Raw genomic sequence first — 20,950 nt, forward strand, 5'->3', positions numbered from 1 at the left:
CGCATGCCCGCCACGCACCTCGCCGAACCCGGCATCCGCATCGGCCTGGCCGAGCTGATCGACATGCGCCACCGCGTGCGCGAGATCCAGCTGTTCTCCCGGCCCGGCCAGCGCAGCCCGCTGGTGGGCCTGCACCACTCCAAGCTGCGCGGACGTGGGGTCGACTTCGACCAGGTGCGCGTGTACCAGGCCGGCGACGACGTGCGCAACATCGACTGGCGTGTCACCGCACGCACCCAAGAGCCCCACACCAAGCTCTTCCATGAAGAGCGCGAACGGCCGATCTTCATCATGGTCGAGCAGAGCCAGCGCCTGTTCTTCGGCTCGGGCCTGATGTTCAAGTCGGTGCTCGCGGCCCAGGCTGCGGCGCTTTTCGGCTGGGCGGCGCTGGGCCATAACGATCGCATCGGCGGGCTGGTGTTCGGCGACAACGAACACCACGAGATCAAGCCCCGACGCAGCAAGCAGAGCCTGCTGCAACTGCTCAACCGCCTGGCCAAGGTCAACCAGTCGCTGCACACCGAAGCGCTACCCCAATCCGACAGCCTGGGCCTGGCACTGCGCCGCGCGCGTGAAGTGCTGCGCCCCGGCAGCCTGGCCATCGTCATCTGCGACGAACGCGCACTCACCCCAGCCGTCGAACAGCACCTGGCGATGCTCTCACGCCACTGCGACGTGCTGCTGATGCCGGTCTCCGACCCGCTCGACCACGCGCTGCCCGCCGCCGGCCTGCTACGCTTCGCCCAACGCGGCGCGCACCTGGAGCTCGACACCCTGGACGCCAACCTGCGCCAGCTCTATCGCCAACAGGCCGAAGCACGCATCGAACGCTGGGAACTGCTGGCGCAGAAAATGCGCGTGGTGCTGATGCCGTTGAGCACCCAGAGCGAAATGATCGAGCAGTTGCGCGAGTACCTCAACCAGCGTCCGGGAAGCGGCCAATGAACCCGCTCGACCAGTTGCAACCGCTGATCGCCCCGCCGGCCATCGGTCTGTGGCCACCGGCGCCGGGCTGGTGGCTGCTGCTGGCCCTGCTGCCGCTGCTCGGCTGGGGGCTGTGGCGCCTGCGCCGCTGGCGGCCAGGCCGACGCCAGGCGCCGCCCGCCGAACAGCCGCTGGACCCGATCCGCGTCGAAGCCCTGGCCGAGCTCGCCCGCCTGCCGCGCCCCTACGACGGCGCACCGGCCGGGGCCTGGTTGCAGCAGATCAATGCCCTGCTCAAACGCCTGTGCCGCAATCACTACCCTGGTGCCAACAGCCACACGCTCAACGGCCGTCAATGGCTGGCGTTTCTCGACAACCGCTGCCCGGCTGCCGGCCTGACCCGCTGGATGGTACTGGTCGAAGGGGCCTACAAGCCCGAGTGCAAGCTCGACGACAAGGCCATCGCCGGGCTCGCCCAGGCGGTCGAGACCTGGATTCGCAAACATGTTTGACCTGGCCTGGCCGTGGATCTTCGCCCTGCTGCCGCTGCCCTGGCTGATGCGCCTGCTGCTGCCTGCCGCCGACAGTGGCGAGCCGGTGCTCAAAGTGGGCTTTCTCGATGAGCTCGAAGGCCTTGCCGGGCGCCGCGCCCGCCTCAACCTGCCAACCTGGCGCCAGCAGGCGCCCTTCGTGGTGATCTGGCTGCTTCTGCTATTGGCGGCCGCCCGGCCGCAGTGGTTGGGCGATCCGGTACCGATCGCGGCAAGCGGCCGCGACCTGCTGGTGGCGGTGGACGTGTCGGGCTCGATGGACTTCCCCGACATGCAGTGGAAGGGCGACGAAATCAGTCGCCTCGACCTGGTCAAGGCGCTGCTCGGCGATTTTCTCCAGGACCGCGAGGGCGACCGGGTCGGGCTGATCCTGTTCGGCAGCGAGGCTTATCTGCAGGCCCCGCTGACCTTCGACCGGCGCACCGTGCGTACCTTCCTCGACGAAGCGCAGATCGGCATCGCCGGCAAGAACACCGCCATCGGCGACGCCATCGGCCTTGCGGTCAAGCGTCTGCGTCAGCGCCCCGCACAGAGCCGAGTGCTGGTACTGGTGACCGATGGCGCCAACAACGGCGGGCAGATACACCCCCTGACGGCCGCGCGCCTGGCGGCCCAGGAAGACGTACGCATCTACACCATCGGCATCGGCGCCAACCCCGACGCCAGCGGCACCCCGGGGCTGCTCGGCCTGAATCCGAGCCTGGACCTGGACGAAGCCTCGCTCAAGGAAATCGCCGAACTCACCCATGGCGCCTATTTCCGCGCCCATGACGGTGCCGAGCTGAACAGCATCGGTGACACCCTCGACCAGCTCGAACCAGTAGCCCAGCAACCGACCCAGGCGCGCACTGCCAGGGAGCTGTATGCCTGGCCGATGGCCCTGGCGCTGCTGCTCAGCGTCCTGCTGGTGATCGCCGTGCAGTGGCCAGACAATCTGCTGCAACGCCTGCTGCGTCGACCACGCTTTCTGCAACCCCACCCCGAATGGCGCCAGCGCCTCAAGCGCCTACGCCTGAGGAGGCGGCGATGATCGAACTCTGGCCACAATGGCTGCGCCCGCTCTGGCTGCTGGTGGTGCCCCTGCTCGGCTGGCTGCTGTTCAAGCTCTGGCATCGACGCAAACGTGCCGGCCGCTGGCAGATGATTCTGCCGCAGCAGTTCCATGCAGTGTTGCTCGGAGGCGGCAATGGCAGCACCAGCAAGCTGCCGTGGATCGCCCTGGGCCTGGCCTGGCTGCTGGTGCTCCTGGCCCTGCTCGGGCCCAGTTGGCAGCGCCTGGAAGAAACCCGCCAGCGCCCGGCCGACCCGTTGGTGATCCTGCTCGAACTGACCCCGCAGATGCTCGCCGAGGACAGCCCGCCCAACCGTCTGGAACAGGCTCGGCGCAAGGTCCTCGATCTGCTCGAACACCGTCGCGAAAGCCAGACCGCGTTGATCGTCTATGCCGGCAGCGCGCATACCCTGGTGCCACTGTCGGATGACCTGGGCACCACACGCAACCTGCTCGAGGCAGTCGACCCCTCGATCATGCCACAGCCCGGCCATCGCGCCGATCTGGCAGTGCAAAAGGGCCTGGCACTGCTCGCTCAGAGCGGCCTGGGGCAAGGCCGCGTGCTGCTGATCGGTAGCTCGCTCAGCCAGCAGGAGCGCCAGGGTATCGTCCAGGCCCTGGGTCGCCAGGGCCCCTCTTTATTGATGCTCGGCGTCGGCACCGCCGAAGGTGCACCCGTGCGCCAGGCCAGTGGCGAGTACCTCAAGGACGACCAGGGCGCCATCCTCGTACCACGCCTGGACAGCGCCGAGCTCAAGCGCTTCATCGTCGGCACGGGCGGACGCTACCGGCATGCCCGTATCGACGATCTCGACCTGCGCGGTCTGGGCCTGTTCGACTCCCCCCGCGCCCTGCGCAACGACGGCCAGACCCTGCAACTGGACAGTTGGGCCGACCAGGGCTACTGGCTGCTGCTGCCGCTGTTGCTGCTGGCCGCCTGCGCCGGACGCCGCGGCTGGCTGTTCTGCCTGCCGCTGCTATTTGCCCTGCCCCAACCAAGCCAGGCGTTCGAATTCCAGGACCTCTGGCGTCGCCCCGATCAACAAGGCCAGTACCTGCTGCAACACCAGCGTCCCGCCGAAGCCGCCCAGCGCTTCGAGGATCCACAGTGGCGCGGCATGGCGCTGTACCAGGCAGGCGACTACACTGGCGCGGCCCAGGCATTCGCCCAGGGCAACAGCGCCGCGGCGCACTACAATCGAGGCAATGCCCTGGCCCGTGCCGGCGAACTGGATGCCGCCCTGGATGCCTACGAGCAGGCCCTGGAGCGCCAGCCCGACCTGCAACCGGCACTGGACAACCAGGCACTGGTGCAACAACTGCTGCAACAACGCGAGGCCAACGCCGAGCAAAAGCCGGACAACAGCGACGCGCAACCGACACCGAGCCGCGACACCGACGGCAACAGCAGCTCGGCCTCCAGCAGCGCCCAGGGCACGCCCGGCAACGACGAGCAGAGCCCAGCGCAGGATGGTGGCGACAGCACCCGCAACAGCAACAACCAGGCGTCGTCCGGCAACCAGGGCGGCGATGATGACAGCCTCACCCAGCCGCCGCAGCGGCCCACCTCGACCAGCCTCGACGCCGAACAGCGCCAGGCCCTGGAGCAGTGGTTGCGGGAAATTCCCGACAACCCGGCGCAACTGCTGCGACGCAAATTCTGGTACGAACAGCAATTGCATCAGGAACCCCAACGATGAGTCGCCTCGGCGCCTTCTTGCTCAGCCTTCTCTGGCTCACCCTGGCACAGGCCCAACCGGCGCTGCAGGCGAGCGTCGATCGCACCCGCGTGGAGGCCGGCGAAACCCTGGAACTCACGCTGGAAAGCCAGGATGTCACCGAGTTCGGCAAGCCCGATTTGCGCGCCCTGGAGGGCGACTTCGAAGTGCGCGGTACGCGCCAGCTCAATAGCCTGCATACCCTCGATGGCGAAACCCGGGCCAGCACGCGCTGGATCGTCACCCTGCTGCCCCGGCGTAGCGGCAACCTGCAGATCCCGGAGCTGCAACTGGGGCAGTCGCGCAGTCAGGCCATCGAGCTGCAAGTGGTGCAACCCGACCCCAATCGCCCGGACAGCGCCTCGCAGGTGTTCATCGAGGCAACCCTCGACAGCCCCGAAGTGTATGTCCAGGCCCAGGCCGTACTGACCCTGCGCATCTACCACTCGGTGTCGCTGTACGATGACAGCAGCCTGAGCCCGCTGCGGCTCGAAAACGCCAAGGTCGAGCCGCTGGGCGAGTCGCGCACCTACGAGAAAGAAATCAACGGCGTGCGCCATGGCGTGATCGAAACCCGCTACGCGCTTTACCCGCAACAGAGCGGCACACTGCTAGTGCCGCCCCTGACCTTCACCGCCACCGCTGCCGACAGCACAGAGCCGCCTGCCACAGGTGCTCGCAGCGGGCGCCAGGTGCAGGTCAGCTCACTGCCGCTGACCCTGCAGGTCAAGGCCATCCCTGCGGCCTGGCCTGCCGGTTTGACCTGGCTCCCGGCCCGCAGCCTCACCCTGGAGGAGCGTTGGAACCCCGACCCGACCCAGCAGCCGACGCAGATCGGCGATTCGCTGACGCGCAGCACCACTCTGCGCGCCGAGGGGCTGTCCAGCACGCAGTTGCCACCGTTGCCGGCCACCGAGGTCACTGGCCTGCGCCGCTACCCGGACCAACCACTGCTGCGCAACGAGATCAACGAGCGCGGCATGACCGCCAATCGTGAAGAGCGCGAAGCGTTGGTGCCGATCCACAGTGGCAACCTGATGCTACCTGCGCTGGAAGTCACCTGGTGGAACACCCTCGAAGATCATCTGGAGCACAGCAGCCTCCCGGCCCGAAGCATCAAGGTTGACGATAACCCCGCGCTGAGTGCCGACACGCCGGTGGGTGACGTTGCCAGCGGCGCCAATCCATTGTGGCCCTGGCAACTGGCGACGCTGGTCCTGGCACTGACCACGCTGCTCGGCTTTGCCCTGTGGTGGCGCGCCCGTTCGCAGCCTGCGGTGCTACGGGCGGCACAAAGCGGCCCAAGCCCCCGCACCTTGCTCGACGACCTCAAGCGCGCGACCCTCGCCAACGACCCCCAGGCCACGCGCCAGGCGCTGGACGCCTGGGCGCGCCAACAACCGGAGACGCTGGCCGAGATGGCGGCACGCTTCGTGCCCTTGTCCAACGCCCTCGACGGCCTCAATGGCGCGCTCTACAGCGAGTCGGGCCAGCATTGGCAGGGCGAGGAGCTGTGGCGCGCGATTGGGAATATTCCTTCGGTGCAGCAGGGGTTGCCTGTGGGTGCGGATGGTGGGAGTTTGCCGCCGCTTTATCCCAAGTGATTTTTCAGGTGCTCGTCGAAAGATTTTTGGGGCCTATGAGATCGAGCGCCGCCCGCGCGGCGCTCGATCTAAAGGGCGCTGAAAACCTTTCGACAAGCACCTATCAGCCTCTACGCAGACACCTCGCCCAACAACTTCGGCAGCAACAGCAAAGCGAACCTGCACAGCCACTTGGGTTACCATACCCGCCCTCCGAGACCCCATCTCAAGCGCAGCCCCGACCGGTCGCTTGATTCGACACCAACAGGTCCTCCATGCGTCTGTTTCACACCTCCGACTGGCACCTGGGCCAGAGCCTCCACGGCCAGGAACGCGACTTCGAACACGCCTGCTTCCTCGACTGGCTGCTCGGCCAGCTACGCCTGCGCCAACCCGACGCGCTGCTGATCGCCGGGGATATCTTCGACACGGTCAACCCACCGGTCAAAGCCCAGGAGCGCCTCTACGACTTCATCGTCCAGGCCCACGAACAGCAGCCCAAGCTGGACATCGTGATGATCGCCGGCAACCACGACTCCGGCTCGCGCATCGAATTGCCCGCCGCCCTGATGCGCCGCCTGCGCACCCACGCCCTGGGCCGGGTGCACTGGCTGGACGAAGGCCAGCTCGACGCCGAGCGCCTGCTGATCCCGCTGACCAACGCCCGCGGCAAGGTCTGTGCCTGGTGCCTAGCCCTGCCCTTCCTGCGCCCGGCAGAAGTCACCGGTCCGCAACTGGGCGATGACTACCTGCAGGGCATCACCCAGGTGCACCAGCAGCTGATCGCCGCCGCCCTTGGCAAGCGCAAGAAGGACCAGGCGCTGATCGCCATCAGCCACGCCCACATGGCCGGTGGCTCGATTTCCGAAGACTCCGAGCGCAGCCTGATCATCGGCAACGCCGAAGCCCTGCCGGCGCGGTTGTTCGACAAGGCCATCAGCTACGTCGCCCTGGGCCACCTGCACAAGCCCCAGAAGGTCAACCGGGAGAACCGCATCCGCTACAGCGGCGCGCCTATCCCGCTGTCGTTCGCCGAGATCAACTATCCGCACCAGGTACTGGAGATCGAGTTGGACGGCACCGAGCTGCTCAGCGTCGAACCGCGCCTGGTGCCTCGGGCCGTGGCCCTGCAGCGCATGGGCCCGGCACCGCTCGGCGAACTGCTCGAGCAGCTTGCCGACCTGCCGGTGATCGACCTTCTCGAAGACCCCAATCGCCAGCCATGGCTGGAAGTGCGGGTACGCCTGGACGAGCCGCAGCCCGACCTGCGCCAGCAGATAGAAAGCGCACTGCAGGGCAAGGCGGTGCGCCTGGTGCGCATCAGCGCCGAATATGCCGGGCGCAATGCTCAGGACGAGGACGAACAGGCCTTCGTCGAGCTGTCGCAGATGACCCCGCAGGACCTGTTCGGCCGCGCCTGGGAGCAGGCCTACGGCAGCCCCGTCGATGAACAGACCCTGAGCGACTTCGCCCTGCTGCTGCAGGACGTGCAACTGGAGGAGCAGCCATGAAGATCCTGGCCATCCGCCTGAAGAACCTTGCCTCCCTGGCCGGTCCCATCGATATCGACTTCACTGCCGAGCCCTTGGCCAGCGCCGGGTTGTTCGCCATCACCGGGCCGACCGGCGCAGGCAAGAGCACCCTGCTCGACGCCCTGTGCCTGGCGCTGTTCGGCACGGTGCCACGTCTGAACGAGATCGGCCGCGAAGCCAAGGTGCCGGACGCCGATGGCGAAATCCCCACCTCCGATCCGCGCAACCTGTTGCGCCGGGGCACCGGCAGCGGCTTTGCCGAGGTCGATTTCGTCGGCATCGATGGCAAGCGCTACCGCGCCCGCTGGGAGGCCAACCGCGCGCGTGACAAGGCCAACGGCAAATTGCAACACAGCCGCCAGAGCTTCTACGACCTGGACGGCGAACAACTGCTGGCCAGTGGCAAGAACGAATACAAGCAACTGGCCGAAGCCCGCCTGGGGCTGAATTTCGAGCAGTTCACCCGTGCGGTGATGCTGGCCCAGAGCGAGTTTGGAGCCTTCCTCAAGGCGGACGATCGCGAACGTAGCGAACTGCTGGAAAAGCTCACCAACACGGCCATCTATACCCGCCTGGGGCAGCGCGCCTTCACCCGCTCGCGCGAGGCCGCCGAGGCGCTCAAGGCACTTGAGGAGCGCGCCAGCCACTTGCTGCCGCTGGCCGCTGAGGCCCGTGCCGAACTTGACCAGCGCCTGGAGCAGGCGCAACAGCACTTCAAGGGCGAACAGGCGCGCGAGCGGCAGCTTGAACAACAGTGCATCTGGCTCAGCGAACAGCAGCGCCTGCTGGCCCAACACACCGAAGCCAGTGAAGCGCTCAAGGCCGCCGAGCACACCAGCGCACAGCTCAGCGAGCAGCGTATCGATTTGCAACGCCTGGAGCGCCTGGCCCCCCAGCGCCATCAGTTCCACCGCCAGTTGACCCTGGCCGCCCAGCTCACACCGCTGGCCGCCGAAATCGCCGAGCAGGTACGCCAGCAGACCGAACTGCACACCCGTATCGGCGAACTGGAGCAGGCGCAGCTCAGCGCACGCGATGCGCTCGCACAAAGCCAGGCGCAGCACAGCGAGAACGCCCCCCGCCTGCGGCAGGCCTTTGCCGCCCAGGACGGCCTCGCCCGCCTCGACCAGGACCTGGCGAAACAGCACTCGGCCTGCCAGCAGGCTGAGCAGGACCTTGCCGAAAGCCAGCAGCACCTGCAGCAGCTGGAACAGAACCAGCAGCGCAGCCTGGAACAACTGGCCCTGATCGACACCGCACTGGCCGACAGCCAACACCTGGCGGGCCTGGCCAATGCCTGGCAGGCCTACCTCCCGCAACTCAAGCAGGTGATGCTGATCGGCAGCCGCCTGGCCAAGGGTCGCGAAGAACTGCCAGGCTTGCAGGCACAGGCCAGCCAGGCCAATACCCAACTGCAAACCCAGCGCGACAGCTTCGAGTTGCTGTTCCGCGAAGCCAAGGCCGAGCCCCAGGCCCTGGCCGAACAGATCGACCTGCTCGGCGGCATGCTGCAGGACAACCGCAAGCAGCAGCGCGCAGTCGAGGAACTGTCGAGCCTGCACGGTCGCGAGATGGAACTGCGCCAGCAGCTCGACGCCCTGCGTGAGCGGCAGCAACAGGCCATGCAGCAGCGCCAGCAACTGATCGGCGAAGGCACATCGGCCAAGGCCAGGCTGGAAACGGCAGAACAGGCACTCGCCCTCACCCGCCAGTTGCTCGATCGCCAACGCCTGGCGCGCAACACCAGCGTCGAAGAATTGCGCGGCCAACTGCGCGACGGCGAACCCTGCCCGGTCTGCGGCAGCGCCGAGCATCCGTTCCACCAGCCCGAAGCGCTGCTGCAGAGCCTTGGCCGCCATGACCAGGCCGAAGAAGAAGCCGCGCAGAAACAGGTCGAGACCCTCAACGGCCAACTGGTGGAACTGCGCACCCAATTGGGCGTGGTCAACGCCCAGCTCAAGGATTTCCAGCAGCAGCAACAGCAGCTCGGCGAACAGTTGCAACCCTTGGTGGCACAGGTGCAGGCCCACAGTCTATGGCCAGCCCTGGCACCACAGGACGACAAGGCACGCAGCGTCTGGCTCGACAGCCAGCTGCGGCGCCTGGACGAGGAAATCGGCAAGGACGAGAAACGCCAGAGCGCCCTGCTCGCCCTGCAGAAGGACGCCGCACGCCTCACCCAGCAATTGCAGGCGGCACAAGAAGCCCAGCAACAGGCCCAGCGCCATCTGGACCAACAACACCAAGCCTTGGCCAACGACGAGCAGCAACTGGAGCAAGGGCTGAAGGACCTCGCCAGCGTGCTGCCGGGCGACGTGCTCAAGGCCCTGAGCGACGATCCGACCCACGCTTTCGTCGCCCTCGACCAGCAGATCAGCCAGCGCCTGCAGCAGCTCGAACGGCGCAAGGACGAACAGGAAGAACAGCAGGCGCGCCAACTCCAGTTGGACAAGCTGCGCGATCAGCATCAAGCACGGCTGGACACCCAGGAGCAACTGCGCCAGCAACTCGCCGCCCTCGAGGCCCAGCGACAGCAGGCCCAGGCCGCGCTGGCCGAGTTGCTCGGCGAACAGCCCAGCGCCGAAGCCTGGCAACAGCATATGGATGCGCAACTGGAGCAGGCACGGGCGCTCGACGCCGATACCGCACAACACCTGCAGACGCTGCGCACCCAAGGCGTGCAGTTGGCCAGTGAGCTCAAGGCCAACGGCAATCGCCAGCAGGCACTGGAACAGGAACACCAGCAACTGCACGGCGACATCGCCCAATGGCGCGCCGAAGACCCTGAACTGGACGACGTCGGCCTGGAGCGCCTGCTGGCCATCGATGAGGCCGCCGTCAGCGCGCTGCGCCAGCACCTGCAAGATGCCGACAAGGCCGTCGAGCAAGCGCAGGTGCTGTTGCACGAGCGCGAACAGCGTCTGCAACAGCACAGCGCCGAGTCCGCCGTCCAGGCTTCGGCCCAAGACCTGCAGCAGAGCCTTGGCGAACTGCGCGAGCAACTGGCCATCCACGAACAGCACTGCGCCGAGCTGCGTGCCCAGCAGGCCGACGACCAGCGCCGCCAACAGGCGCACCAGGCACTCGCCGAGGACATCGACAAGGCCCGTGGCGAGCGCCAGCGCTGGGGTCGGCTCAATGACCTGATCGGCTCGGCCTCAGGCGATGTGTTCCGCAAGATCGCCCAAGGCTACAACCTCGACCTGCTACTGCACCACGCCAACAACCAGTTGCGCCAGCTGGCCCGGCGCTACCGCCTCAAACGCGGCGGCAGCGCCCTCGGCCTGCTGGTGCTGGATACCGAAATGGGCGATGAACTGCGCTCGGTGCACTCGCTGTCGGGCGGCGAGACCTTCCTGGTCTCGCTGGCATTGGCCTTGGGGCTGGCATCGATGGCCTCCAGCACCCTGCGCATCGAATCGCTGTTCATCGACGAAGGCTTCGGCAGCCTGGACCCCGAGTCACTGCAACTGGCCATGGATGCGCTCGACGGCCTGCAGGCCCAGGGTCGCAAGGTCGCGGTGATTTCCCACGTGCAGGAAATGCATGAGCGTATTCCGGTACAGATCCAGGTGCGTCGCCAGGGCAACGGCCTGAGCGATGTCGAGGTCTGCGGGTGATTCTCTATTCGTTCCGCCGTTGCCCCTGGGCCATGCGTGCGCGCCTGGCCCTGCGCTATGCAGGCTGTGACGTGGAAATTCGCGAGGTGTCGCTCAAGGACAAGCCGGCCGAGCTGCTGGCTCTGTCGCCCAAGGGTACGGTGCCGGTGCTCGATACCGGGGAGCGGGTGCTGGAAGAAAGTCTGGATATCATGCGCTGGGCACTGGCGCATGACGATCCGCAGGACTGGCGGCTGCTGGCCGATCCGCTGGCGGCTGAACGAGGCGAGGCGTTGATCGCGCGCAATGACCGGGATTTCAAGGCACAGGTCAACCTGTACAAGTACGCTGAGCGCTACCCGGAGCATTCACGCGAACACTACCGCCAGCAGGCCGAGGCCTGGCTGGCGGAGCTCGAAGGCCTGCTCGAGAACAGGCCTTTCCTGCTGGCACACCACCCAAGCCTGGCCGATGCCGCGTTGCTGCCACTGCTGCGCCAGTTCGCCGGGGTCGAACCTCAGTGGTTCGCCGAGGCGGCTTATCCGCGGGTGCGGAGCTGGTTGCAGGGATGGCTGGACTCAAGCCTGTTCAAGGCAGTCATGGCTCGGTGAAACAACCTTTTCTGTGCCAGGTCGGACTTGTTTCCAGCCGTCCGGCGGCCTGAACCGATAGGGAATAAACCCATGTCAGTTCGGCACCGTCCAAGTTGACATGCCCATGACCTGTCATTTTTGCCAGTGGTCAATAACGCGCATAGCGCAGTAGATTCCTCGTAAACCGCATCAACATGCGGTGTTATCTGAGGATGGATCCGATGAAAAAACTACTCGCCAGCCTGGCACTTCTCGCTGCCACCAACGCTTGGGCAATGGATGCCAACGAAGAAGCCGGCCCATCACCCTCTGAATTTCCCACCGATTTCCTGGTGTATTCGGTGACTTGGCAACCCTCTTTCTGTGAAATGGAAAAACTCAGGAAGCCCCAGGACAAATGGGCTGCGGGTTGTGAGAACGCGCCACAGGCCTTCCTCACCCATGGAATCTGGCCTTACAGCAAAAGCATTGAGCCCAAGAACAATCGCCACCCACAATTCTGTGAGGCCCTGTCCAAATGTACGGGCAAGGAATGCACGATCTCCGACGAGCAGATGCAAGCAGTCCTGAAGATTCCCAAGCTGGCCAACATGGTCACGCAGCGACCAGAAGGTATGTTTCGCCATGAGTGGAGCAAGCATGGCAGTCGCTCGGGCCAGGAATTGCATAGCTATTTCGCGGACTTCGTGAATTTGCGCACCGTGGTGAAGTACGACCAATCCAAGTTCAATCAAATGATCGGGAAAGACACGCCTTTCGCCGAGATCAAATCCGCTTTCCCAGAGAACACCTCATTCCGCTGCTACCAAGAGCAGGGTAAGCAATACCTGCATGAAGTCTTCTACTTGATTGATCGCCAAGGAAACCCCTACAACGGCGAAAAGAACCTGCAAATCGGTGTCGCTTGCAACGACAAGGCACCTACCCATATTCCTGGCGGCAAGCCGCATGAAATCTGAAAGGTCTCTGCCAACGGCGAACACCTTTCACGCATTACTGGGCTGAACACCGCGTTGCTGCCATTGCTGCGCCAGTTCGCCGGGGTCGAACCTCAGTGGTTCGCCGAGGCGGCTTATCCGCGGGTGCGGAGCTGGTTGCAGGGATGGCTGGCATCGGACCTGTTCAAGGCGATCATGGTCCGCTGAAAAACCGATTGACCAGGTTCCTGTGGGAGTAGGCTTGCTCGCGAACACCGGCGGAGTCGGTGCCATGGCACCGTGGTGACTGCTTCGCCAGCAAGCCCGCTCCCACAAGAACCTGTCAGGGGTCGATCAGTTGCTGTGCTTGGCACTCAGGGCTGCGTGGAAGTGGGCACTCTGGCGCAGGTACTGCTCGGTGTAGCTGTGGGTTTCGGCAGCCTTGCTGCGGCTTTCCGACTGGGCATGGACCGGCAGCACGACGGAAGCGGAAATGGCGGAAGCGGCAATGACCGGGAAGAGATTGAAGTTCATCGGAGTGTCCTCGTCTTCGGTGTTTGACAGTGGCCCTCTTGGGCCTTGGGTCAAACTTACGCCGACGAGGCGCTTGGCTGAAATTCATTGCAGCAGTAGCGATTATCACGCCGATTGATAGTCAATCGAGAAACTTCAGGTCCGAAGGCGCGTCCTGGAGCAGTGTCTGCACCGTTTCGCCAAGCTTGCCAGTACGCGGATCGCAGCGCATGACCACGATCTGGTTGCTCTTCTGGTTGGCCACCAACAGGAAGTTGCCGCTTGGGTCCAGAGTGAATTCGCGTGGGTGATCGCCTTCCACCGAGCGACGCTGCAACAAGGTCAACTGACCGTCGTCCTTGCCCACGGCGTAGACCACGATCTGATTGGCGCTGCCGCGGTTGCTGACGTACAGGAAACGTCCGTCGGCGGACAAGTGCAGGCCACCCGCGGCCTTGGCGGCAGGATCGCTGCTGTCGGTCAACGGCAGGCGCTGACGCTCATGCAACGCACCGTCCAGAACATCGAAGGTCACCACCTCGGCACTCATTTCCAGCGTGAGGTAAGCATGCCGGCCCTTGGCATCGAACAGCAGGTGCCGTGGCCCGCTGCCTGGCGCCAAGCTGACGAATGCGGGTATCGCCGGGCTCAACGGCCGGTCGGCACTGGCGCCGTCGTAGCGGTAGATGAACACCTTGTCGGCCCCCAAGTCACTGGCATACAGGTGGCGGCCATCGGGCGACTGGACCACCGAATGCACATGAGCACCGGCCTGGCGCTCGGGGTTGACCTTGCTCGGGGCATGGCGCAACTGCTGTAGCGCCGCCTTGAGCTTGCCGTCACGCGCCACCGGGACCACCACCAGGCTACCGCCAGGATCGGGCGCCACGGCGTAATTGGCGACGAACAGGTAGCGCTGGTCGTGACTGAGGCTGGCGTGGGTCGGTTCGTCGCCCAGGCTGGCGACCTGGTTCAGCGGCGTGATCTCGCCATTGGCACTCACCGCGAAGCTGCTGAGGTGCCCCATGGGCGTTTCGTTCACCGTGAACAGTTGCCGCTGGTCGGCCGACAGCACCAGCCACGACGGGCTGACAGCCTTGACCACCTGCCGGGCTGGCGTGGCGATCTGACCACTGCGCGGGTCGAATTGATAACGGTAGATGCCTTGGCTGGCACCCTCGGTGTAACTGCCGACCAGCAAGGTGGCAGCCTGGGAGTGGATCGACAGGCTCATCAGACTAGCGGTCAGCAGGCGCTTCCAGGTCAGCTTCATCTTCGTCATCTTCCGGGGCGCGAAACGCACTCATCAAGACTAGACGGTGTTCTGCTTGGGCGTCGTGGAGCAACCAATCGTTCCCTTCTGCGCGGGCGGCAGCCATTTGCTCGGGGGTGAAACTCCAGCGGCGCAACTGGCGGCCGTCCATGCATTCAATCATGAGGCCGGAAGTGTCGCAGGTGAACTCGAAGGCGTGCAGGCCATCGATCAGGAGCATGTCGCAGGTTTGCAGTGCGGTCGCGAGAGGGGGCATGGGGGCACCTTGGGCTAGGAAGGTGGCCATTATATCTTCGGATCACTTCTTCGGATCACTGCAAGAGGCCTTGAAACCTTGCAGGAGCGGCCTTGCGCCGCTCCTGCACCAATAGCGTCGGTTTCCTCAATGGGCGAAGATCGAGCCACCCTCCTTGCCCACCATCTTCTCGGGCTTGATCAGGAACCGCGCCAGGGCCGGCAGCAGCCACAGCGCGCCGAACATGTTCCACAGCAGCATGAAGGTCAGCATCAGGCCCATGTCGGCCTGGAACTTGATCGCCGAGAAGATCCAGGTGCACACGCCGATCGCCAGGCACAGGCCAGTGAACAGCACCGCCTTGCCGGTCGAGCGCAGGGTCTCGTAATAGGCTTCCTGCAGCGGCAGGCCCGCGCGCAGGAAGCTTTCCAGGCGGCTGTAGATGTAGATGCCGTAGTCCACACCGATGCCCACGCCCAGGGCGACCACCGGCAGCGTCGCAACCTTCACGCCAATGCCCATGAACGCCATCAGGGCGTTGCCCAGCACCGAGGTCAGGACCAGCGGCAGGACGATGCACAAGGTGGCGGCGAAGGAGCGGAAGGTGATCATGCACATCACCGCCACGCAGATGTACACCAGGATCAGGATGGTCAGCTCGGCCGACTTGATCACCTCGTTGGTGGCCGCCTCGATGCCGGCGTTACCGGCCGCCATGAGGAACTGCAGGCCTTCCTTGTTGTGCGCATCGGCGAAGGTCTTGGCTGCAGCGGTGACGCGCTCGAGGGTCTCGGCCTTGTGGTCGTTGAGGAACACCAGCACCGGCGCCAGCGAGCAGTCGGCGTTGTACAGGCCATCGGCACGGGCGATGGAGTTGTTGAGGATGTCCGGGTTGCGCGAGAGGGTCTCCCACTTCAGGCTGCCCTCGTTCATGCCCTTGATCACCTGCTTGGACACGGTCACCAGGGAGATGGTCGACTGCACCCCCGGGGTGTTGTCCATGGTCCACATCAGTTCGTCGATCGGCGCCATGGTCGAGTGGATCGAGCAGCTCTCGGCCGGGGTCTTGACCATGATCACCAGTACATCCGAACTGGTCGAGTAGTTGTTGATGATGAAGCTGTTGTCCTGGTTGTAGCGCGAATCCGGACGCAGCTCCGGCGCGCCTTGGTCGAGGTCGCCGATCTTCAGGTTCTGGCTGTACCAGAGCCCGCCGGCAAAGGCGACCAGCGCGAGTGCGATCGACACCGGCGCCACCTTGGGGCTGGCGAAGTTCGACAACAGGCGCCAGAACGGATGCTCGCAGACCGCATCCTTCTTGCTGCGGGCGATGGCCTTCTGGCTGATGCCGACATAGCTGATCGCGACCGGCAGCAGGATCAGGTTGGTGAAGACGATCACCGCCACACCGATCGAGGCCCCGATGGCCAGCTCACGGATCACGCCAATGTCGATGATCAGCAGGGTAATGAAGCCCACTGCATCGGCGAGAATGGCGATCATCCCCGGCAGGAACAGCTGGCGGAAGGTGCGCCGCGCGGCGGTCAGGGCGTTGTCGGCATCGCTGGACTGCAAGGCGATACCGTTGATCTTCTGCACCCCGTGGGAAATGCCGATGGCGAAGATCAGGAACGGCACCAGCATCGAGTACGGATCGAGACCGAAGCCGACCGCGTGCATCAGCCCAAGCTGCCACACCACCGCCACCAGGGTGGTGATGAGCACGGCGATGGTGCTGCGGATGCACCAGGTGAACCAGTACAGCAACGCCCAGGTGATGACCAGCGCCACCCCGAAGAACATCGCCACCATCACCAGGCCGTCGATCAGGTCACCGACCTTCTTGGCGAAACCGACGATATGGATCTTAACGTTCGGGTTCTGCGCCTGGAACTTGTCGCGGATCTTCTCTTCCAGCTGGTGGGAGAATTTCTGGTAGTCCAGCTTGGTCAGCTTGCCCGGGTCCTGCGGGTCGGGGAAGTTTTCCAGCAGCGGAATGTCGACGATGCTCGACTTGAAGTTGTTGGCCACCAGCCGCCCGACCTGGCCAGACTTGAGCACGTTGTCACGCAAGGTGTCGAGGCTGTCCTGCGAGCCGTTGTAGGTGTTGGGGATGATTTCGCCGCCGGAGAAACCTTCCTCGGTCACTTCGCTCCAGCGCACGCTCGGGCTCCACAGCGACTTCAACCCGGCACGGTCGACGCCGGGGATGTAGAACACCTCGTCGTGGATCTGGCGCAGGGTCTCCATGTAGTCCTTGTCGAAGATGTCGCCATTGACCGCCTCGACCGAGATGCGCACGGTGTTGCCGAGGTTGGCCAGGTCATTGCGGTGCTCCATCATCTGTTCGATGAACGGATGCTGCAGCGGGATCATCTTCTCGAAGCTGGTGGAGGGGCGAATCTGCGTGGCCTGCCAGAACAGGAAGATGCTCACCAGCACGCACAGGGCGATGACCACGGGGCGGTTGTTGAAGATCAGCCGCTCGAGCAGGGTGGCCTTGTCCTTGTGGTGGGGCATGTTGAAATTCTCCGGACGGGTCATGGCCGAGCCTCCTCGGCGCCTTCAGCAGTGGCCAGGTGTATGCCACCCTGCCCCACCAGCAGCAGGCCGCCATCGGCCAGGCCGCTGACACCGGCCAGCGCGATGCGGTCGGCGCGGTTGTACACCGTGAACGTCTGGCCATCGTCGCGGCTGCGCAGCACGCTGCCACCATTGCCGACCACGACGAGGCTGCCATCTTCGAGAAGCGTAGCGTTTGCCAGGCCGAATTCGAGCGGACCCCGCCCGGCCTCCAGCGGGATGGCTTGCCAGGTGTCGCCAAAGTCGGTGGAGCGCAACAGGTTGCCGCGCAGTCCGTAGGCCAGCAGCGTGTGCGCTTGCCCGGTGCCGGTCACGCCGAACAGCGAGCCCTCGTAGGGGCTTTCGACATGCGACCAGGTCTGGCCGTCGTCGCTGGAGCGGAACATGCTGCCCTGCTCGCCCACGATGAACAGGCCGGCATCCTTCACTTGGGTGATGCCATTGAGGTGCAACTGGTCGGGGTTGTCGAGACGCTCGGCGACGTCCTGCCAGTTCTGCCCACCGTCGGTGGTTTCCAGCAGCGCGCCATAGGCGCCGACGGCGAAGCCGTGCTGGGCATCGATGAAACGCACATCGAGCAGCGGGGCTTCACGGGAGAGGTCTTCGAACTGCTTGCTCCAGGTCGCACCGCCGTCGCCGCTGGCGAGAATCTGCGCGTCATGACCGACCGCCCAGCCACGCTTGTCGTCGAGGAAGAACACGGCAGTGAGCAGTTGTCGGGTGGGTACCCGGGCCTGGGTCCAGGTCTTGCCCTGGTCGTCGGAGAACAGGATATGGCCGCGATCGCCGACCACCACCAGGCGTTTGCCGGCGTGTACGGCGTCGATCAGCAGGCTCTGGCTGGCCTTGGCCGATTCCACCGAGTATTCAGCGACGGCCGCGGCCTGTGCGGTGCCTGTCCATGTGCCCAGCGCCAGTAACGCGCTGGCCGTCAACGCCAAGGCTCCGCGCCTGGCATCCGCCTTCAGCCATTCCCTCATGACCGCCCCCTGTTGTGTTCTTGTAGTGGGTCAATGCCTTGCAGGTACTGCGAAAACCCTTGATCCAGAGCCCTGCAATAGCTTTGGGCCATCCTATCGGGGAAGATCGCGCGAACACAACGGGCGGGACGTTATGTTTTGTTAACCGCCAAAAAGCATCGCGGGCAAGCCCGCTCCCTGATCCTTGTGGGAGCGGGCTTGCCCGCGAATCGGCCAGCCCGGTTTAAAAATGAATCAAGCCAGGCTCTTGCTCACCACTTCATACACATCACTGGACAGCGCACCGGAGGCGAGGATTCGCTCGAGCTCGCCCTTCATGAGCGCCTGACGCGCAGCATCGTACTTGCGCCAGCGGGTCAACGGCGCCAGTTGGCGCGAGGCGATCTGCGGATTGAGCGCGTTGAGCTCGATCACAAGGTCCGCCAGGAAGCGATAACCCGAGCCGTCGGCGGCATGGAAGTTGACCAGGTTCTGCCCGGCAAAGGCGCCGACCAGCGCACGCACCTTGTTCGGGTTCTTCAGGGTGAAGGCCGGGTGCTGCATCAGCGCCTTGACCCGCGCCAGCCCGCCCGGCAGGCTGCTTGCCGCCTGCACGCTGAACCACTGGTCCATGACCAGGGGGTTGTCCTTGAAGTGCTCGGCGAAGGCCTCCAGCGCCTTGGCGCGCTCGGCTTCGAACGGCGAATTGACCAGCACGGCCAGCGCGGTCAGGCGCTCGGTCATGTTGTCGGCGTGCTCGAACTGCTCCAGCGTAGCCTCCAGCACCTGCGCCTTGCCGCTGAGCATCAGGTACGACAGCGCGATGTTCTGCAGGCTGCGGCGGGCGAAGTGTTCGGCTGCGGCTACATAAGCGGTGTTGCGCGACACTTCGCGGTTGGCCTGGTAGCGCGCCCACAGCGCATCGAACAGCTGCTCGGCGATCTGCTTGCGAGCGAACTCGCGGGCGGCATTAATCGCGTCGACATCCGCCACCTGGCTGATTTCGGTGAGGTAGGCCTCGCCTGGCAGCGACAGCATTTCGGCGACCATGGCCGAATCCAGCGACTCGTTGGCCAGTACCGTACCCAGGGCAGTGATCAGCCGAGGGTCGAGTTTCAGCGCTTCGCCGCGCTGATGCTGGCCGATCAGCTCCTGCAGCACCTGCACGGCCAGCTGCTGGCCCGCTTCCCAGCGGTTGAAGCCATCGCTGTCGTGCTGCATGAGGAACATCAGCTGGTCGCGGTCATAGGGGAAGCTCAGCTTGACCGGTGCACTGAAGCCACGCAGCAACGACGGCAGCGGCTTGGCGACGATGCCCTGGAAGGTGAAGGTCTGCTCGGCTTCGGTCACCGAAAGTACGCGTTGGGTCGCGGCGTTGGCAGCCGCTTCACCGGCCAGTTGCAGCGGCAGGTCATTGCCCTCGGCATCGAGCAGGCCCAATGCTACCGGGATCACGAACGGCAGTTTGTCGAGCTTGTCCGGCGTCTGCGGGCAGCTCTGGCGGAAGGTCAGGCTGTAGGTCTGCGCCGCGCCATCATAGGCTTCGCTGACCTCGAGGCGCGGCGTGCCGGCCTGGCTGTACCAGCGCTTGAACTGGGTCAGGTCGACGCCATTGGCGTCTTCCATGGCCTTGATGAAGTCGTCGGTAGTCACCGCCTGGCCATCGTGACGCTCGAAGTACAGGTCGCTGCCCTTGCGGAAGCCCTCGGCGCCCAGCAGGGTACGGACCATGCCAACCACTTCGGCGCCCTTTTCGTACACGGTCAGGGTGTAGAAGTTGGAGATCTCGATGAAGCTGTCCGGGCGCACCGGATGGGCCATGGGGCCGGCGTCTTCGGCGAACTGGTGGGTGCGCAGGTAGGCGACGTCCTCGATGCGCTTGACCGTGCGCGAGTTCATGTCGGCGCTGAACTCGGCGTCGCGGAACACCGTGAAGCCTTCCTTGAGCGACAGCTGGAACCAGTCGCGGCAGGTCACGCGGTTGCCCGACCAGTTGTGGAAGTACTCATGGGCGACCACCCCTTCGACGCGCTGGTGGGCAGCATCGGTGGCGGTTTCGGCGCGGGCCAGCACGCAACTGGAGTTGAAGATGTTCAGGCCCTTGTTTTCCATGGCGCCCATGTTGAAGTCGTTGACCGCGACGATCATGAAGATGTCCAGGTCGTACTCACGGCCGTAGACCTCCTCGTCCCAGCGCATGGACTTCTTCAGGCTGACCATCGCGTGGTCGCACTTGTCGATGTTCTCGGGCTCGACGTAGATGCGCAGGGTCACATCGCGACCCGACTGGCGGGTGAAGCTGTCCTCGACGCACCAGAGATCGCCCGCCACCAGCGCGAACAGGTAGGCCGGCTTCTTGAACGGGTCTTCCCAGGTTGCCCAATGGCGGCCGTCTTCTGCCGGGCCGCTGCCGACCGGGTTGCCGTTGGACAGCAACACAGGGTAGCGGTGCTGCTCGGCGATCACCGTGGTGGTGAAGGTGCTCATCACATCCGGGCGGTCGAGGTAGTAGGTGATCTTGCGGAAACCTTCGGCTTCGCACTGGGTGCAGAACATCTTGCCGGACTTGTACAGGCCTTCCAGCGCGGTGTTGCTTTCCGGATGGATCTTCACGCTGGTGTCGAGGGTGAAGCGCTCAGATTTGGGGTGGAGGGTCAGGCTGCTGTCATCGAGCTGGTAGTCATCGGCCTGCAGCTCCTGGTCGTCCAGCGCGGCGCGCTGCAGCGCCAGTTGCTGGCCATCGAGCACCAGTGGCGGCAAGCCGGCACCGCGCTCGGGGTTGCGGCGCATGACCAGTTGCGCATGGACCAGGGTGTGGTCCTCGAACAGCTCGAAGGTCAGGTGCGTCTCGTCGATCAGATACTCGGGCGCCTGATAGTCCTTGAGGTAGATCACTTGCGGTTGTTCGGTACGCATGGT

At 64.8% G+C, this 20,950-nt stretch carries 15 protein-coding genes and 1 pseudogene; 10 read left to right on the forward strand and 6 right to left on the reverse strand.

Going from position 1 to position 20,950, the window contains the following annotated elements:
* Positions 1–3 precede the first annotated feature (3 nt).
* From HU748_RS06840 to HU748_RS06885, 10 genes and pseudogenes are all read left to right on the forward strand, one after another.
* The gene (locus tag HU748_RS06840) at positions 4–945 is read left to right on the forward strand and encodes a DUF58 domain-containing protein (protein WP_186666749.1); all 942 of its coding nucleotides are present in this window, start codon (positions 4–6) and stop codon (positions 943–945) included.
* On the forward strand, positions 942–1,436 hold the full coding sequence (locus HU748_RS06845; protein WP_063543917.1) for a DUF4381 domain-containing protein: 495 nt from the start codon (positions 942–944) through the stop codon (positions 1,434–1,436). Before HU748_RS06840 ends, HU748_RS06845 begins: the two co-directional genes overlap by 4 nt.
* Positions 1,429–2,505, forward strand: a complete 1,077-nt coding sequence (locus HU748_RS06850) for a VWA domain-containing protein (RefSeq protein WP_186666750.1) — start codon at positions 1,429–1,431, stop codon at positions 2,503–2,505. The genes HU748_RS06845 and HU748_RS06850 overlap by 8 nt, the downstream gene beginning before the upstream one ends.
* Complete coding sequence (locus HU748_RS06855; protein WP_186666751.1) at positions 2,502–4,226, forward strand: VWA domain-containing protein; 1,725 nt, start codon at positions 2,502–2,504, stop codon at positions 4,224–4,226. Before HU748_RS06850 ends, HU748_RS06855 begins: the two co-directional genes overlap by 4 nt.
* A complete protein-coding gene (locus HU748_RS06860; protein WP_186666752.1) occupies positions 4,223–5,848 on the forward strand; it encodes a BatD family protein in 1,626 nt (541 codons plus the stop codon). Before HU748_RS06855 ends, HU748_RS06860 begins: the two co-directional genes overlap by 4 nt.
* Before the next feature lie 254 nt (positions 5,849–6,102).
* The gene (locus HU748_RS06865; protein ID WP_186707896.1) at positions 6,103–7,338 is read left to right on the forward strand and encodes an exonuclease SbcCD subunit D C-terminal domain-containing protein; all 1,236 of its coding nucleotides are present in this window, start codon (positions 6,103–6,105) and stop codon (positions 7,336–7,338) included.
* Positions 7,335–10,979: an AAA family ATPase gene (locus tag HU748_RS06870; protein ID WP_186719795.1), complete on the forward strand. Its 3,645-nt coding sequence runs from the start codon at positions 7,335–7,337 to the stop codon at positions 10,977–10,979. The genes HU748_RS06865 and HU748_RS06870 overlap by 4 nt, the downstream gene beginning before the upstream one ends.
* Positions 10,976–11,569 carry a glutathione S-transferase N-terminal domain-containing protein gene (locus tag HU748_RS06875; RefSeq protein ID WP_186719797.1) on the forward strand — a complete coding sequence of 198 codons (594 nt, stop codon included), beginning with the start codon at positions 10,976–10,978 and terminating at the stop codon, positions 11,567–11,569. The genes HU748_RS06870 and HU748_RS06875 overlap by 4 nt, the downstream gene beginning before the upstream one ends.
* Positions 11,570–11,772: 203 nt before the next feature.
* The gene (locus HU748_RS06880; RefSeq protein ID WP_186719798.1) at positions 11,773–12,510 is read left to right on the forward strand and encodes a hypothetical protein; all 738 of its coding nucleotides are present in this window, start codon (positions 11,773–11,775) and stop codon (positions 12,508–12,510) included.
* 45 nt (positions 12,511–12,555) lie between these two features.
* Positions 12,556–12,696: pseudogene (locus HU748_RS06885) on the forward strand (glutathione S-transferase); the annotation flags it as partial.
* 126 nt (positions 12,697–12,822) lie between these two features.
* Here the strand turns inward: HU748_RS06885 and HU748_RS06890 are convergent.
* The 6 genes from HU748_RS06890 to pepN all read right to left on the reverse strand — a co-directional run bounded on the left by HU748_RS06890 (position 12,823) and on the right by pepN (position 20,947).
* On the reverse strand, positions 12,823–13,002 hold the full coding sequence (locus HU748_RS06890; protein ID WP_186666757.1) for a hypothetical protein: 180 nt from the start codon (positions 13,000–13,002) through the stop codon (positions 12,823–12,825).
* Positions 13,003–13,123: 121 nt separating this feature from the next.
* Entirely contained in the window at positions 13,124–14,254 is a 1,131-nt protein-coding gene (locus tag HU748_RS06895) for a lactonase family protein (RefSeq protein ID WP_186719799.1), read from the reverse strand.
* Positions 14,220–14,510, reverse strand: coding sequence for a DUF5629 family protein (locus HU748_RS06900; protein ID WP_186666759.1), 291 nt, complete (start codon positions 14,508–14,510; stop codon positions 14,220–14,222). The genes HU748_RS06895 and HU748_RS06900 overlap by 35 nt, the downstream gene beginning before the upstream one ends.
* Positions 14,511–14,636: 126 nt before the next feature.
* Positions 14,637–17,033 (reverse strand): RND family transporter, encoded by a 2,397-nt coding sequence (locus tag HU748_RS06905; protein WP_186666760.1) that lies wholly within the window; start codon positions 17,031–17,033, stop codon positions 14,637–14,639.
* Positions 17,030–18,052 (reverse strand): YCF48-related protein, encoded by a 1,023-nt coding sequence (locus tag HU748_RS06910; RefSeq protein ID WP_186719800.1) that lies wholly within the window; start codon positions 18,050–18,052, stop codon positions 17,030–17,032. The genes HU748_RS06905 and HU748_RS06910 overlap by 4 nt, the downstream gene beginning before the upstream one ends.
* A 234-nt stretch (positions 18,053–18,286) precedes the next feature.
* On the reverse strand, positions 18,287–20,947 hold the full coding sequence (pepN, locus tag HU748_RS06915) for an aminopeptidase N (RefSeq protein ID WP_186719801.1): 2,661 nt from the start codon (positions 20,945–20,947) through the stop codon (positions 18,287–18,289).
* Between the last annotated feature and the right edge of the window lie 3 nt (positions 20,948–20,950).

It is taken from the genome of Pseudomonas sp. RW3S2, from assembly GCF_014268955.1.
Lineage (GTDB): Bacteria > Pseudomonadota > Gammaproteobacteria > Pseudomonadales > Pseudomonadaceae > Aquipseudomonas > Aquipseudomonas wayambapalatensis.